We start from the raw sequence: 15,469 nt of genomic DNA, 5'->3' as shown, positions 1-15,469 counted from the left end.
TCGCCGTTGAAGGAAAGTCTGCGCCGTATCCGCGCGCGCTCATTGATACAGATCAAGTCCGACTATGGCTTCGTGGCTGCCCGGAGTTGTCTGGTGTTGGTGCGCGGGCGTCTGGCGCCCGGCGATTCACGAATGGCCGTAACGTGGATCGCTATTGATAGCCGCGCGCCTGCAGCGAGAACAGATGAGCGTAGTGTCCTTCACGCTCGAGCAACTCGGCATGGTTGCCGTGCTCGATGATGCGGCCGTCCTGGATGACGATGATCTGGTCGGCCATGCGCACGGTCGAGAAGCGGTGCGAGATCAGGATGACGATGCGGTTGGTCGAGAGCGCGCGGAAGTGTTCGAATACGGTGGCCTCGGCTTCGGCGTCCATGGCCGCGGTCGGCTCGTCGAGAACGAGGATGTCGGCCTTCGAGCGCATGAAGGCGCGGGCCAGGGCGATCTTCTGCCACTGCCCACCCGAGAGTTCGCGACCGTCGTTGAACCACTTGCCGAGCTGGGTCTCGTAGCCGGCCGGCAGGTTCTCGATGAATTCGGCGGCCATGCCCTTTTCGCTGGCCTCGCGCCAGCGCGCTTCGTCGTCGAAATGGTGGACGTCGCCGGCGCCGACGTTTTCGCCGACGCGCAATTGGTAACGGGCGAAGTCCTGGAAGATCACGCCGATGCGTTCGCGCAGGGCGGTTTCATCCCATTCGGCGAGGTCGATGCCATCGAGCACAACGCGCCCACTGTCCGGCGAGTACAGCCGTGTCAGCAGCTTGATCAGGGTGGTCTTGCCCGAGCCGTTCTGGCCGACCAGGGCCAGCGATTCGCCAGGCCGGATGTGCAGGTTGATGTCGTGCAGGGCCGGCGACTCCGCGCTCGGGTAGGTGAAGGTGACATGCTCGAAACGGATGCCGTCGCTCGGGTCGGTGCCCTTGACCGCAGTGCCGGTCGATACGCGGGTCGGCGTTTCGAGATACTCGTAAAGCGTGGACAGGTACAGGTTGTCCTCGTACATCCCGCCGACCGAGGACAGGATCGCCGAAACCGCGGACTGGCCCTGGCGGAACAGCATGAAGTACATGGTCATCTGGCCGAGCGTGATGCGGCCCATGACCGTGGTGAAGGCGATCCAGGCATAGGCGCCGTACAGGGTCAGGGTGCCGATCAGGCCGAGGCCGAGCCCCCAGCTGTCGCGACGCAGGGTCAGCGAGCGATCGGCCTTGTAGAGCTTGTGGAAGATCGCCTTGTAGCGATCGAGCAGGAGCGGGCCGAGGCCGAACAGCTTGACCTCCTTGGCGCCATCCTCGCGGGCGAGCACGGTCTCCAGGTAGATCTGCATGCGCGTTTCCGGCGAACGCCAGCGGAACAGGGTGAAGGCCTCTCCGGAAAACTTAGTCTCGGCGATGAAGGCCGGCAGGCCGGCCAGCAGCAGTACGGCCATGGCCCAGGGCGAGAAGCTGATCAGCAGGCCGCCGTAGCTGGCCAGCGCGATCAGGTTCTGGGCCAGGCCGAAGGTGCGGTTGACCAGCGACAGTGGCCGGCTCGAGGCCTCGCGCCGGGCCCGGGTCAGCTTGTCGTAGAACTCCGAATCCTCGAACTGGGTCAGGTCGAGGGTCAGCGCCTTGTCGAGGATCATCTCGTTGACGCGCTGGCCGAGCTGGGCGCGCAGCAGCGACTGGCAGAACGAGATGCCACGCTGGGCCGCGGCCATGGCGGTGACGAGCCCGCCTTCGAGGGCGACGAGCCAGAACATGCGCGCGATGTCGGCCTCGTTGCCGGCGCGAACGGCGGTCGTGGCCGCGACCACCGCGTCGACGATCTGCGCGCCGACCCAGGCAATCGCGGCCGGCAGCAGACCGGCGACAAGGGTGAGCAGGGCCAGGGCGATGGTCAGCGGGCGGCTCGTGCTCCAGACCAGGTCGACCGCGCGACGGCTGTAACGAAAGGTACCGCGGAAGCCGCGGGCGATGTCGCCGTTACCGGTTCCGGCTTGGGATTTATGCGCCATCATGCCCGCAGTGGGTTCGCTTCAACGCCTCGGAAGCCGCCGAGATGGGGACGAATTGCGCGGTCGAAAGGTGCAGCGTTCGATCGGGAGGCCGTTCCGGACCAGCGCTGCCATCGCTTCCATGGCGTTCCTCCGCATGCGCTCAGGGGCCATCGCAGTCGTCGAGCAGCGGATCCGATGCGAGCGCGCCATGGAACGTCTCCACGCGAGACCCGTCCGGAGTCATCCGCGTCCGCGCGTCCGCGTGCTGACCTTGCCCGGCGTCGCGTGGCGCTCGATGAAGTCGATGATCAGTCCGGCGACGTTGATCCCGGTGGCTTTTTCGACGCCTTCCAGGCCCGGCGAGGAATTGACCTCCATGACCACCGGTCCGTGATTCGAACGCAGCATGTCGACGCCGCACACGTTCAACCCCATGGCCTTGGCCGCGCGCACTGCGGTCGAACGCTCCTCGGCCGTGATCTTGATCGGTTTCGCACTGCCGCCGCGATGCAGGTTCGAGCGGAATTCGCCCTCGGCGCCGGTTCGCCGCATGGCCGCGACCACCTTGCCGCCGACGACGAAGGCGCGGATGTCTTCGCCGCCGGCCTCCTTGATGAACTCCTGGACGAGGATGTTGACGTGCGCCCCCCGAAACGCCTCGACCACGGACTTGGCCGAGCGCTGCGTATCGGCCAGCACGACGCCGATGCCCTGGGTGCCCTCGAGCAACTTGATCACGACCGGCGGGCCACCGACCACCTTGAGCACTTCCTCGGTCTGCTTCGGATCGTGGGCGAACGCCGTGACCGGCAGACCGATGCCGTCACGTGCCAGCAGTTGCATCGAACGCAGCTTGTCGCGCGAACGGCCGATGCCGACCGACTCATTGAGCGGATAGACGCCCATCATCTCGAACTGGCGAAGTACCGCGAGTCCGTAGAACGTGATCGATGCGCCGATACGCGGGATGACCGCGTCGTAGCCGGTCAGTTTCTGCGTGTTGTAGTAGACCTCGGGCCGATGCGAGGTGATGTTCATGAAGCAGCGCAAGGTGTTGACGATGTCGAGGCTGTGTCCTTTCGCGGTGGCGGCCTCGACCAGGCGCTTGTGCGAATACAGATTGGGATTGCGCGCGAGCATCAGGATCTTCATGTCGACTCCGTGGACATCATTGCTTGCGCGGTCGCTGCTTCGTGGACTTTTTCGCCGCCTGTACCGTTTGCGTTTCACCTGCATCGCCCGCAAGCCGCGTCCGCGCCGGATCGACGACGAATCGCCCCTTCAGCGCCGAACGCCCGATCAGCATCGGCAATTCCATGTCGGAGCGATCGGTCAGGGTCACTTCGGTCGACCAGCGCTGGCCTGCCATGCACAGCTCCAGAACGACCATGGGGCGGATCTGGCTGGTCCCGATCGAACTCTTGACCGAGCGGTGCTCGGCCAGCGGCAGGCGGAAGCGATGCCGCTTCGACTGGTCGATGTCGGGCAGGTCGAATTCGACCCAGATCGCCGAACGGTGCCTGATGTAGAGGATGTCGACGGCATGCAGTGCCGAGGTGCGCGCGCCGGTATCGAGCTTGGCGATGAGGCGGATGCCGCCGAGACCGGACAGTACGACCGACTCCTTCCAGCCGAGCACCTGTTTCCTGCCGACCGTGCGTAGTGGCTTGACCTGCTCGGCAGCCGACGACGCGCCGCGGCGCGACGGCTTCTCCGCGTTCGGCCTGGTCCTCGCTGGAATTCGCAGCATGGTCGCCACTATACCGGGCTGTCGTGATCCGTTGCTGGCGGAGGGCGGGTCCAGGCGAAGCTGACAGCCTATTCCGCCCGGGCGTCGGCGCCGTGTTCGGAGAGCTGCGCACCGAACCAGCGATGCAGGGCCGTGAGCAGATGCAGATCCCGAGTCTCGAAGGTGATGGATGCACCGAGCGGGAGCGCTTCGTAGGCGACCTTGATCGACGCTGCGCCGGCCTGGATTTCCTTCAGGCCCGGCATGCCGGCGCCATGCAGGGTTGCCGGGTCGGCGTAGCTGCCAGCCTGGAACTGCATTGCTTCGTGGCGCAGGTGCTGACGGATCAGGGCAATCTGTTCGCTGGCCTGGTCGTCCCTGGCCACGACCCGCATGACCCCACCGGTCTCGGTCATGCGGAACACATGCAGCGTCTTCGACATGTCGAACGGCATGACCTCGTGCGCCATCGAATGCACATGCTGCTGGGGGGTCTGCGCGGCCACGCCCAGGCAAGCCCCCAGCAGCAGTGCTGCGACGAAGGCCCGCGATGCCTGTCGAAACGGCAAGGGTCGGCGCATGGGAGTCACTCCTGATTTGGTTCCGGACTCCGACAGTGACGAACCCGGCAAGGTTCACCCGGATCGCGTGCAGGGCTTGTACCTCCACCTGCCAACGCACCGCCAGCAGCGCCACCGGGTTCGACGTTCCCGACAAGGCTACTTCCAACTGGCGCGCAGCGGGTGTGCTTCGGTGTTGAAGGTCACCGCGTCGAAATCGAGCGCGGCCGGATTGAACAGCAGGTAGAAGTATTTGAAGGTCTCGGCGAGCACGAAGCTCTCCATGCGGTCCTTCTTCTCCTTCGTGATCACGCTCGTGAGGGCCGCATAGCCGACGTCATTGCGGCAATGGGCGACGAAGTCGCGGAACAGGCTGCGGCCCATGGCCAGATACTCGGGATCGCGGGTGAAATGGCTCAGGGTATAGGTCGATTCGACGATCTCGGGTCGCAGCGCGTAGCCCGGGTAGGGAATCGCGCCGCTGCGATAATCGTAGACCTCGGGCTCGATACCGTGGATGCGCCACATGCGGAACGAGGAGGCCTGCAGGCGGGCCGCGCGCCCGGTATCGCCCGACAAGGCCAGCAAGGCCGGGAAGAACGCATCGAGCGCGCCATAGGTCGTTTGCGTGCGCTTGCCAGTGTGCATGTCGGCGGCGCCGTACCAGAGTGCCCCGTCGACCTCGTCGGCCAGATGCGCGTTGACCGCGGCAATGCCCGATTTCCACATGGCCAGGCAGTCGGCATCACCGAACAGGCGCCAGCACTTCCACAGGTACTCATAGTACGAATCGATGCCGCCCGAGATGTGCGATGTCGTATCGAGCCACTGGCCTGTTTCGACGTCGATCTCCGCGCCGACCAGACCGAGCTTCGAGCGCCGCTTGAAGGTTTCGACCAGGGCGCGCTTGGCTCTGGCGTAGAAGACCGGGTTGCCGGTCAGTTTCGACAGGGTGCCGAACTCGAGCAACAGGGTGCCGGTCTCGGCGGGATTGGTCTTCGGGTTGCGCGTCTTGCCGGTGCGCAGGTTGATCTCGACCCAGGGCAGCCCGGTCGGCGAGTCGAAGACCGGCAGCAAGCGCTTGCCGAGATCCTCGGCCTTGGCCAGCAGGCGATCGTCGCCGGTCAGCTGGTAGCCGGATAGCAGTCCACCGAGCAGGCGGATCGTGATTTCGAAGTTCTTGACGTAGATATCCTGGTCGAACTCGAGCTTCGTTGCGATCAGCTCGCGCGCGGCATCGGCCTCATCGGTCAAGCCCATCAGCACGAGCGTGTCGAGGGCGTCGACCGGCGTCATCAGCAACGGCTTCGCGTACCAGTCGTGCGCCCTGTGCGCCCTGTGGCTCAGCGGCGCGAGATCGTCGTGGCCCCAGGCGTACTTGCGGTAGTCCTTCCATGCATGCAGGAACTCGGCTTTGACCTCGCTGGCCAGTTGCGCCGATGCGGCGGAATCCACGGGCTTCGAGGCCGAAGCCAGGGGCGGTTCGCTGGACCACGCGCAGGTTGCGGCGAGCAGCAACGAGAGCATTACGAAAGCTTTGTTCATCAGGAGATCCCTGGAGACGAATTTGATTTGGTTTTCGGCAGCATTCCGGCATGCCGATCGACACCCGAGCGCGCAGCCTTCCATTGAATCCCCGTGGGAAGCGGCTTCAGCCGCGATGCCTTTCTCCTTGCCGCATCGCTATGGAAGAAGCATCGCGGCTGAAGCCGCTTCCTACATGGGGCTGGTCTGCGCGGATCTTCGCCGCAGCAAGGCCAGCACTTCGTGGCAAGCGCCCATGGTGTGGTAGTCGGTCTTGCCGGCCGGGCTCTTCTCGCGCGAATACTTGCGGTTCTCGCGATCGAGGATGCGGTACCAGGCGCCGTACTCGTGATCGACGAAGTGTCGCCATGCGTAGGCCCAGAGCTTGTCGTAGTCGTCGACGTGGCGAAGATCGCCGGTACGCTCGCCGAGCAGCGCCGCCGCCGCCAGCGATTCGGCCTGGACCCAGAAATACTTGTCACTGTCGCAGATCGATCCGTCCGGTGCGAAGCCATAGCAGAGCCCGCCGTAGACATCGTCCCAGGCCCGCTCGATCGCGGTCTCGAACAGCCGGGTCGCGGTCGGCAACAACCAGTCCTGCGGCGCATGGCGATCGAGGATCAGCAGCAGCTTGGCCCACTCGGTCTGGTGGCCGGGCTGGAATCCCCAGGGTCGGAACAGATGCTTCGGGTCGTCGCGGTGGTAGTCCCAGTCGATGCGCCACGCCGCATCGTAGTGCTCCCAGACCAGGCCGCCGGCCTGGGCGGCCTGGCGCCGTGTCATCGCATCGGCGACCGCGAGGGCGCGATCGAGGTAGCGACGCTCGGCCGTGGCCTCGAACGCCGCCAGCAAGGCCTCGGTCAGATGCATGTTGGCGTTCTGGCCGCGATACCCGGAGAAGACCCAGTTCGTGTCGGCCTCGTCGCGATAGAGCCCGTATCCAGCATCCCAGTATCGTGCTTCGAGCAATTGCCAGGTCTCCTCGATCCACGGCGCCGCGTCGTCGATGCCGGCTTTCAGCGCAGTCGCATAGGCCAGCAGGACGAAGGCCATGCCATAGGCGTGGCGAGTGGCATCGAGCACCTTGCGGTCGCGGATCGTCCAGGCATAGGCGCCGCTGACCGGATCGCGGTGCGCGTCGCGCAGGTAGGCCAGGCCGTGGCGCGCGGCCTCGAGATAGTCGCCGCGACCGAACTCGCGCGCCGCCATGGCGTAGTTGTAGACAAAGCGCGCGCTGCTGACCAGGTGACGGCTGCTGTGGTCGTAGATCGAACCGTCGTCCATGAAGTAGTGGAAAAAACCGCCGCTCGGATCGATACAGCGCGGATGATAGAAGTCCATGGTCTGCGCGATGTGCGCACGCAGGAAGTCGGCCGACCAGAAATCCGGCAGCGTGCTCATTCGGCGAGGACCTCCGCTGGGACAGGGCTCTGCGAATGCAGCAGGGTCTCGACCTCGACACGAGTGGGCATTGCAGCGAAAGCGCCGCGTCGGGTAACCGCCAGGGCGCCACAGGCCGCGGCAAAGCGCAGGACTTCCCCGAATCGATCCGAATCGGCAACCAGGGCTGGCAGGGATTCGCGGCCGATGCCGCGCTTTGCCAACGCAAACAGCAGGCCACCGGTAAAGGCGTCTCCGGCCGCCGTACTGTCGACGGCGCGAACGCGGAATGACTCAAGACTGCCGTGCGCGCGCGGTGTAAGCCAGCGCAACGGCCGCGCGCCATCGGTGACGATCAGCAGCGCGGCCTGGCTTTTCCAGAGTGTTTCGAGCATTGCGGCTTCGCCATCCACCGATGCAGCCAGGAAGCCGAGTTCCTCGCGGCTCAGCTTGACCACGTCAGCCACGGCCAATGCGCTCCAGATGCGCGGCGCCGGATTGGCCTCGCGTGGCCACAGCGCCGGCCGCAGGTTGACGTCGAATGCAACCATGACGCCAGCCTGCCGGGCACGCCGCATGCAAGCCAGGGTGGCCTGGGCGATGCCCTCCTCCGTCAGCGAATTCGAACAGGCGTGGAAGACCGCCGCCTCCTCGAACACGGTCGGCGAGAGCTTGCATTCGCGAAACAGGAGGTCGGCGGCCGGTTGCCGATAGAAGCTGAAGCTGCGCTCACCGTGCGCGTCGAGCGTGACGAAGGCGAGCGCGGTCGGCGCGGCACTGGTGCGCTGGACATGACCCACTTCGACACCAGCCTTGCCCAGGCTCTCGAACAGGAAGTCGCCGAACGCATCGGTGCCGAGCATGCCGACGAAGCCGGATCGGCCGCCGAGGGTGGCCACGGCCACGGCGACATTGGCCGGCGCACCGCCGGCGTGCTGCTGGTAGGTCCTTGGCTCGGCAGGATCGGAGCCGGACAGCGGTTGAAAGTCGATCAGCGCTTCACCGAAACAGACGACGGATTTCATGTCAGTGCCCCGCCACGCGCGACGCGCCTGCCGGTCCGACATCACCGGGCACCCTCGACATGTCGAGGATGCGCGCGCCGGCGAATCCGTAGTAGACGATGAAGAAATAGCAGACCAGCGGCAGCACGAAGGCATGCTGGATACCGATCCGGTCGGCCAGCGCGCCCTGCAGGACCGGCACGATCGCACCGCCGACGATGGCCATGATCAGCAGGCTTGAGGCCTTGTCGGTCATCGCCCCCATCCTGGCGATGCCGAGGGTGAAGATGTTCGGGAACATGATCGAATTGAACAGGCCGATGGCGACCACGCTCCAGAGCGCGATCCGGCCCTCGCTGAGGATCGTGGTGGCGACCAGCAGCACCGAGAACATGGCAAAGATGCCGAGCAGACGGCCTGGTTCGATCCTGCGCAACAGCATGAAGCCGACGAAGCGCCCGACCATCGCGCCACCCCAGTAGAGCGAGACGTAACGCGCGGCCTCGGCCTCGCTGATGTTGCCGATATCGGGCAATGACAGATAGTTGATCAGGAAGCTGCCGATCGAAACTTCGGCACCGACGTAGAGAAAGATGGCGACGACGCCGAGTCGCACGTGGCGGAATCCGAGCACGTCGGCGAAACGATGGCGTTGCGCATCGGCACGCTCGGTGGCCTCGCTCAGCGTGGGCAGGCGGAACAGCCAGACGACCACCGCCAGAACGAACAAGGTCGCCGCGAGCGCGAGGTAGGGTCCGGTAACGAGTGCCGCCTGGCCGCTGCGATAGGCCAGCAGCTCGGGCGGTGACAGCGCCGCCAGTTCGCCCGCACCGAGTACCGCGCCGGAGAGGATCAAGGCGCCGCCGAGCGCCGGTGCGATCGTCGTTCCGAGCGAATTGAGGGCCTGGGCCAGATTGAGCCGGCTCGAGGCCAGGCGCGGGTCACCGAGCAGGCAGACATACGGATTGGCCGCGACCTGGAGCAGGGTGATGCCGCTGGCCAGCACGAAAAACGCCGACAGGAACAGCGGATAGGAGACCCAGCGCGCAGCCGGGATGAAAAGCAGCGCGCCGATGCCGGTGGCGACGAGGCCGAGGATGATGCCGCCGCGATAGCCCACCTGGGCAATGACCTTGCCGGCCGGCAGCGACATGATGAAGTACGCGCCAAAGAAGATGAACTGGACGAGCATGACCTCGGTGTAGTTCAGCGTGAACACCGACTTGAGGTGCGGAATCAGCACGTCGTTGAGCACGGTGATGAAGCCCCACATGAAGAACAACGTGGTGGCGACGACCAGCGCGGTACGCGGACTGGCGGTGCGTTCATTCATGGCGGCGATTTCCGCTGGCGTCAGGAGGTGGACAACTGCTTTCGCGCGCGATCAGTTGCACCGGGATGGTCTGCCGCGCAATCGCGATCGAGGGATCACGCATGCGTGCGAGGATGCGCTCGGCAGCCTGGCGGCCGCGCGCGCGCGGCGCGGTCGCCACCGTGGTCAAGGGCGGCACGCTCATGGCCGCCTCCGGGATGTCGTCGAAGCCGACCACGGCGAAATCCACACCGGCCTGGCGGCCGCGCGCCACGAGGCCCAGTTGCAGGCCGAGCGCCACCGCATCGTTGTAGCAGACGGCCGCAGTCGGCACGGGCTCGGTTGCGAGCAAGGCACCGACCTGTCGTGCCGCTTCGAGCCGGGTCGGTGCGGTTTCGATGCGCCAGCGCGGCGCCGCCTCGAGACCGGCCACGGCGAGCGCCTGCAGGTAACCGTCACGTCGCTCGCGGCAGGAACTCGAATCGCGGTGCCCGCCGTAGAAGGCGATGCGTCGATGACCGAGTCCGATCAGATGCTCGGTGGCCAGCCGTGCACCGGTGCGGTTGTCCATGACGAGGTAATCCCACGCGCCATCAAGCTCGCGGTTGAACACGAGCACGGGAACGTGAGGGCCGACCGCACGGGCCACCGATGCCCCATCGCTGCCCTCGGCCGGCGAGAGGATGATCCCGGCCGGGGCATGTTCGACCAGGGACGCGAGCACGGCCTGCTGGCGCTGCACCGACTCGCCGGTACTTCCGAGCAGCGTGACGAAGCCGATCGCCGCGAGCGCTTCGTCGACACCAGCAGCGAATTCGGCGAAGTACGGGTTCGAGAGATCGTTGACGACCAGGGCGACGCTGGAAGACGACTGCGCGCGCAGATTGGCCGCCGCGCGGTTGTAGATGTAGCCGACGCGGCGGATTTCGGCCTCGACGCGCGCGCGTGTTTCCGCATGCACGAGCGGGCTGCCGCGCAGCACCAGCGACACGGTTGCACGCGACACGCCGCAGCCGCGCGCCACGTCGTTGAGGGTCAGTCTTGCCCGGGGCTTGTCCGCCGTCATGCTGGTGTTTGGATCGATCCAATTTTTCCGAGTGTGCACCTGGCTGCCCGTTGCTGGCACGGTGCGGCGCAGCACGACCATCCGGATTTCGTATGTTAGATTCCGAATTTGGATCGTTCCAAGTCGCTTCGGTCACGCTTGTGTCGGGGCGCCAATGGCGAAACGCGGGAGCGATTGTCGAGGGCCATAGACACGGACCGGCGCCTCGCGTGGTAACGCAGGCGCAGGGTTCGATGGGGGATATGGACGCAGCAGCGTCGCGCCGATCCGGGCGGTCGTAGCTGCGGGGCGCGCCGGGAAACCCTCCCCTTCCCATGGCGTCGCCACCTTCGGCAATCGCTCCATGCAGGGATCCGGGCGCATTTGCTGGCGCAGGCCCCTGCGATGCAGGCACGCCGCACAATCGTTCCGTTCGCTTGACCTTTGCCTCTCGAGGAAGCCCATGCGCCCCGCCCTGCACACCGTTCCACTGGCACCCGCGCTGGCTCGGGCAACCTTTCTCGGCCTCGTCGCAGTGTGCTGCGCGGGTGTCCATGCGGCCCCGCACGAGGCAGCCGAACGCGCATTCGCCGCGGTCGACCCATTCATCGGCACGGGCGGCAATGGCCACACCTTTCCGGGCGCGGTGGTGCCGTTCGGCATGGTCCAGCTCAGCCCCGACACGCAGCTGAAGACACGCAAGGAAGGCTACGGCTGGGCCGCCGGCTACCGCCACGACGATTCGACGATCTTCGGTTTCTCGCACACGCACTTCTCCGGCACCGGCCACTCCGACCTCGGCGACGTGCTGGTCATGCCGATCGCCGGCGCCGTGCACCTCGAGCCCGGTTCGATCGACCAGCCCGGCAGCGGCTACTTTTCGCGCTTCAGCCACAACGACGAGAAGGCCGAACCGGGCTACTACGCGGTCACGCTTTCCGACTACGGGATCCGCGCCGAGCTGACGGCCGGGGAGCGCGTCGGCGTGCACCGCTACACATTCCCGCGGGGGAAACCCGCACACGTGCTGGTCGATCTGCGCCCGAGCATGTACGACTACCCGGGCAAGGTGTCATGGTCGCGCCTGCGCCTGCGCGAGGACGGCACCGTCACCGGTGTCCGTGAAACGCGGGGCTGGGCGCCGGGGCGGCAACTGTATTTCGCCATGCGCTTCTCGAAAGGCCCGAGCGGCCATGCGTGGCACAATAGCGAGCAGGACATCCCCTACAAGGGCTTCGCGCCACCGGCCGAGAACGACCCCACCGCCCGCGCCCAGATCGAAGGGCGCGCCCTGGTCGGGGTCCTCGACTTCCCGGCCGAAACGCGCGAACTGATCGTCACGGTCGCGCTCTCGCCGGTCAGCGAAGAAGGCGCCATCGCCAATCTCGAAGCGGAGATGCCCGGTTTCGATTTCGATGCCGTGCGTAGCGCGGCGCATGCCGCGTGGCGCGATGCACTGGGCGTGTTCGAGGTCGACGCGACCGAACCGATGCGCCGCGGCTTTTACACGGCGGTCTATCACGCGCTGATGGCGCCGAGCCTGTTCATGGACAGCGACGGGCGCTATCGCGGACCCGACAACGCCGTGCACCAGGCCGAAGGCTACCGGCACGTCTCGACGTTTTCGCTCTGGGACACCTATCGCGCGCTGCATCCGCTGCTGACGATCATCCAGCCCGAGGCGCGGACCAACGATGTCGTCAACTCGCTGCTCGCCTCACGCCGCGAAAGTCCCTACGGCATCCTGCCGGTCTGGGCGTTCCACGGCCTCGAGACCTGGTGCATGATCGGCTACCACGCCGTGCCGGTGATCGCGGACGCGTACATGAAGGGCATCCGCGGCTACGACGCGAATGCCGCGCTCGATGCGATGGTCGCCAGCGCGAGTTATGCGCCCTACGACGGCATCGGCGACTATATGAAGCTCGGCTACGTGCCGATCGACAAGGAGGGCGAAGCGGCCTCGAAGACGGTCGAGTACGCGTTCGATGACTGGACCATCGCGCGCATGGCCGCCGACATGGGCAAGCCCGACGTCACGCGTCGCTTCGAGCAGCGCGCCGCGAACTGGAAGAACGCCTACGATCCGAAGACCGGTTTCCTGCGTGCGAAACGCTCGGACGGCACGTTCCGCGAACCGTTTGATCCGAGTGCGAGCGGCTATGGCACCGACTACACCGAAGGCAATGCCTGGCAGTACTCGTGGTACGTACCGCAGGACATCGCCGGCCTGATCGCCGCGCACGGCGGCGATGCGAAGTTCGTCGCCCGCCTCGACGCCGTGTTCGATGCATCGGTCGACCCGAAATTGTTCGAACACATGGAAGACATCACCGGCCTGATCGGCTGGTATGCACATGGCAACGAGCCGAGTCACCACGTCGCCTATCTCTACGATTACGCCGGCCAGCCGTGGCGCACGCAGGAACGCCTCAAGCAGATCATGGATTCGCAATACGCCGCGCGCGTCGACGGCCTCGCCGGCAACGACGACCTCGGCCAGATGTCGGCCTGGTACGTGTTCACCGCGCTCGGCTTCTATCCGGTCGCTCCGGGCAGCAACGATTACGTGATCGGCCGCCCGTTCCTCGACCGCGTCGCGATGAACCTGCCGAATGGCAAGCGCTTCACGATCACGGCTGATCATCTCGACGACGCCAATCGCTACATCGGCAGTGTCACCCTCAACGGCAAGCCGCTCGATCGGAGCTTCATCCGCCATGCCGAAATCATGGCCGGCGGCAAGCTGCACTTCACGATGCAGGCGCAGCCGAATACGCACTGGGCGATCGAAGCAAAAGCGCGCCCCTACTCCATGAGTTCGCGCTGACCCATCCCTGCGGATCCTCCGCCCCGCCCATGCCGGCCAGGTAACCACCCGACACTTCAGCCGCGGTGAGCGACCGATGGGTGCAGGCGCACACTTTTCCTTCTCCCGCCCCTGGGGGATCGACGCTGCAGGACTGCCATTTTGCGCAGCGGATGCTGCCCGCAGTGCGAGCGCCATGGAGGGTGCGAGTTCTGGTGCCCGGAGCGCGGATGAGGGGCTCTCGAGATCGTTGCCGAGGCAGCGCCGGAGAATCGGGGGCGAGGGTATGTTCCGCTTGAGCCGAGCGATCCCTTCATGTCGTTCCGGTTTGGACTACCTGGCGGGCTTCGCTTCGAGATCGGCGATCAGGGCCTTCATCTCGCCGATCTCGCGCACTTGCGCCTCCATGATGCCGTCGGCGAGCTTGCGCACGCGGGGATCGGTGATCTGTGCGCGCTTGCTGGTCAGGATTGCGATCGAATGATGCGGGATCATCGCCTTCATGTAAGACACGTCGTCGACCGTCTCCTGGCTGCGCACCAGCCACAACGACAGCGAGAAGATCGCGGCGCACCCAAGCACGATGCCCAGGTTGACGGCCGGCTTGCGGTAGATGCCTAGCATGAAGGCGAGCATGACGACCGCCATGGAGGCGCCCATCACGAGCGCCATCCATGCTCGCGTCTCACTGAAGAAGACATGGTCGAACGCATACGTGTTGAGGTACATCAGGACGAACATCACGAGGGTCGAGGTCGCGACCATCGCGCCGAATCGGGAATAGGACATGCTGCGCCTCCTGTCTCACGGCCTAACCGCGTTTGTTGAGGGTTTCGGCCCATCATGCAGAAGCGTGCTGTATTGCGGGTGAGTCGGCCGGGAAACCGACACACCTGTCGGCTGCTTTAACCAGGCCTTCACGAGCCTCCCCAATCACCGAACGTCCTCGGGCTGGCGGATGCCAGCCTGCTGGCGAATCTTTGCAATTGCATCAGCTCTCGTTCACATGCCTGAAGACGATACTTGCAACGGTCGTAGCGCCCTGAACTTCCATGGCGACCGACTCGCGTCAAGCTCGACGATCCTGGAGACCCTGATGAAACGCATGGCATGGCTCGGCCTCGCCCTGTTGCTGCTCGCCGCACCTCTGTACGCGCAAGCCCAGGATGGCTACGTGACGGTCAACCTCAACATGCGCGCCGGGCCGGATAGCGACTATCCGCTGATCACGACGCTACGCGCCGGCACGCTCATCTCCGTGCAGGGCTGCATCGACGACTACGAGTGGTGTGACGTGATCGCCTACGGCGAACGCGGCTGGGTCTACGGCGACTACATCGAATACAGCTGGCACAACCGGCGCGTTCCGGTCTACAGCTATGGCGCCGAGATCGGAATCCCGATCATCAGCTTCGTTTTCGGCGACTACTGGGGACGCCACTACAATCATCGCTCGTTCTATCGCGATCGCGACCGCTGGTCCCGCCACACCTATGACCACCGCGGTCCATCCAGGCATCACGACAGTCGCCGCAATGACTGGCGCGACAATCGCCATGATCGCCGTGACGACCGGCGCGATGATCGCCATGATCGCCGCGACGACCGCCGCGACGACCGCCACGATCGCCGTGACGACCGGCGCGACGACCGCCACGATCGCCGTGACGACCGGCGCGACGACCGCCGTGATCGACGGGACGACCGCCGTGATGATCGCAACGACAACCGCGCCCCCCGCACATCGTATGATCGTGCAAGCTCGGAACCCTCGCGCCAGCGTGCGGCCGAGCCGCGTCGCGTCGAGGTCCGGCAGGATCGTGCCCCGAACCGCTCGCCCCGCTCCGAGCCCAACCGCTATCAGCGTCAGGAGCGTTCGAATCCACCCCAGAACGTCCAGCAACGCGACAAGGGCGGTACAGGGGATGGCGGCGAACGCAACCGGGGCAAGCGCGATAGCAACGACAGGAAGAGCGACGACAAGAATGGCGATCGTCGCAGGCATTGATCAGCCTCGCCTTGCGTGCCGCAATTCCGCCCCGGCCTGGTTGGCCGGGGCGGGTATCCAACGCTGGCGCGATCTGCGCTGGCCTCGCCGTGTAGCGCTGGACTGGCCCGACGTTGACCC

General features: G+C 65.6%; 12 protein-coding genes. 2 read left to right on the top strand and 10 right to left on the bottom strand.

The features are described 5' to 3' along the window. Nucleotides 1–151: 151 nt before the first annotated feature. From BM125_RS17025 to BM125_RS16985, 9 genes are all read right to left on the bottom strand, one after another. Nucleotides 152–1,999, bottom strand: a complete 1,848-nt coding sequence (locus tag BM125_RS17025) for an ABC transporter ATP-binding protein (RefSeq protein ID WP_245778968.1) — start codon at nt 1,997–1,999, stop codon at nt 152–154. A 219-nt stretch (nt 2,000–2,218) separates the two neighbouring features. Further along, entirely contained in the window at nt 2,219–3,130 is a 912-nt protein-coding gene (gene rimK / locus BM125_RS17020; RefSeq protein WP_092410189.1) for a 30S ribosomal protein S6--L-glutamate ligase, read from the bottom strand. A 16-nt stretch (nt 3,131–3,146) separates the two neighbouring features. Continuing rightward, on the bottom strand, nt 3,147–3,728 hold the full coding sequence (locus tag BM125_RS17015; RefSeq protein WP_092410187.1) for an ATP-dependent zinc protease family protein: 582 nt from the start codon (nt 3,726–3,728) through the stop codon (nt 3,147–3,149). Nucleotides 3,729–3,796: 68 nt separating this feature from the next. After that, complete coding sequence (locus BM125_RS17010; protein ID WP_092410185.1) at nt 3,797–4,288, bottom strand: hypothetical protein; 492 nt, start codon at nt 4,286–4,288, stop codon at nt 3,797–3,799. A 138-nt stretch (nt 4,289–4,426) separates the two neighbouring features. Next, nucleotides 4,427–5,812 carry a glycoside hydrolase family 47 protein gene (locus tag BM125_RS17005; protein WP_092410203.1) on the bottom strand — a complete coding sequence of 462 codons (1,386 nt, stop codon included), beginning with the start codon at nt 5,810–5,812 and terminating at the stop codon, nt 4,427–4,429. Nucleotides 5,813–5,983: 171 nt separating this feature from the next. Then, on the bottom strand, nt 5,984–7,192 hold the full coding sequence (locus BM125_RS17000; protein WP_092410183.1) for an AGE family epimerase/isomerase: 1,209 nt from the start codon (nt 7,190–7,192) through the stop codon (nt 5,984–5,986). Continuing rightward, complete coding sequence (locus BM125_RS16995) at nt 7,189–8,196, bottom strand: carbohydrate kinase family protein (RefSeq protein ID WP_092410201.1); 1,008 nt, start codon at nt 8,194–8,196, stop codon at nt 7,189–7,191. Before BM125_RS16995 ends, BM125_RS17000 begins: the two co-directional genes overlap by 4 nt. Nucleotide 8,197: 1 nt before the next feature. Beyond that, the gene (locus BM125_RS16990; RefSeq protein WP_092410181.1) at nt 8,198–9,508 is read right to left on the bottom strand and encodes a sugar MFS transporter; all 1,311 of its coding nucleotides are present in this window, start codon (nt 9,506–9,508) and stop codon (nt 8,198–8,200) included. Then, nucleotides 9,501–10,553, bottom strand: coding sequence for a LacI family DNA-binding transcriptional regulator (locus tag BM125_RS16985; protein WP_092410199.1), 1,053 nt, complete (start codon nt 10,551–10,553; stop codon nt 9,501–9,503). The genes BM125_RS16990 and BM125_RS16985 overlap by 8 nt, the downstream gene beginning before the upstream one ends. Nucleotides 10,554–10,995: 442 nt before the next feature. On the opposite strand from BM125_RS16985, the gene BM125_RS16980 reads away from it, so the two are divergent. After that, on the top strand, nt 10,996–13,362 hold the full coding sequence (locus BM125_RS16980) for a GH92 family glycosyl hydrolase (RefSeq protein ID WP_092410179.1): 2,367 nt from the start codon (nt 10,996–10,998) through the stop codon (nt 13,360–13,362). Nucleotides 13,363–13,674: 312 nt separating this feature from the next. Here the strand turns inward: BM125_RS16980 and BM125_RS16975 are convergent, their stop codons facing one another. Beyond that, nucleotides 13,675–14,130, bottom strand: a complete 456-nt coding sequence (locus BM125_RS16975; protein WP_092410177.1) for a DUF305 domain-containing protein — start codon at nt 14,128–14,130, stop codon at nt 13,675–13,677. Nucleotides 14,131–14,437: 307 nt separating this feature from the next. Between BM125_RS16975 and BM125_RS16970 the strand changes: the two genes are divergently transcribed. Further along, complete coding sequence (locus tag BM125_RS16970) at nt 14,438–15,349, top strand: SH3 domain-containing protein (RefSeq protein WP_092410197.1); 912 nt, start codon at nt 14,438–14,440, stop codon at nt 15,347–15,349. The last annotated feature ends 120 nt before the right edge of the window (nt 15,350–15,469 follow it).

This window comes from Dokdonella immobilis (genome assembly GCF_900115085.1).
GTDB classification, from domain to species: domain Bacteria; phylum Pseudomonadota; class Gammaproteobacteria; order Xanthomonadales; family Rhodanobacteraceae; genus Dokdonella; species Dokdonella immobilis.
The sequence above is the reverse complement of the archived record's forward strand: the minus strand, read 5'-3'. Positions and strand labels throughout refer to the sequence as shown.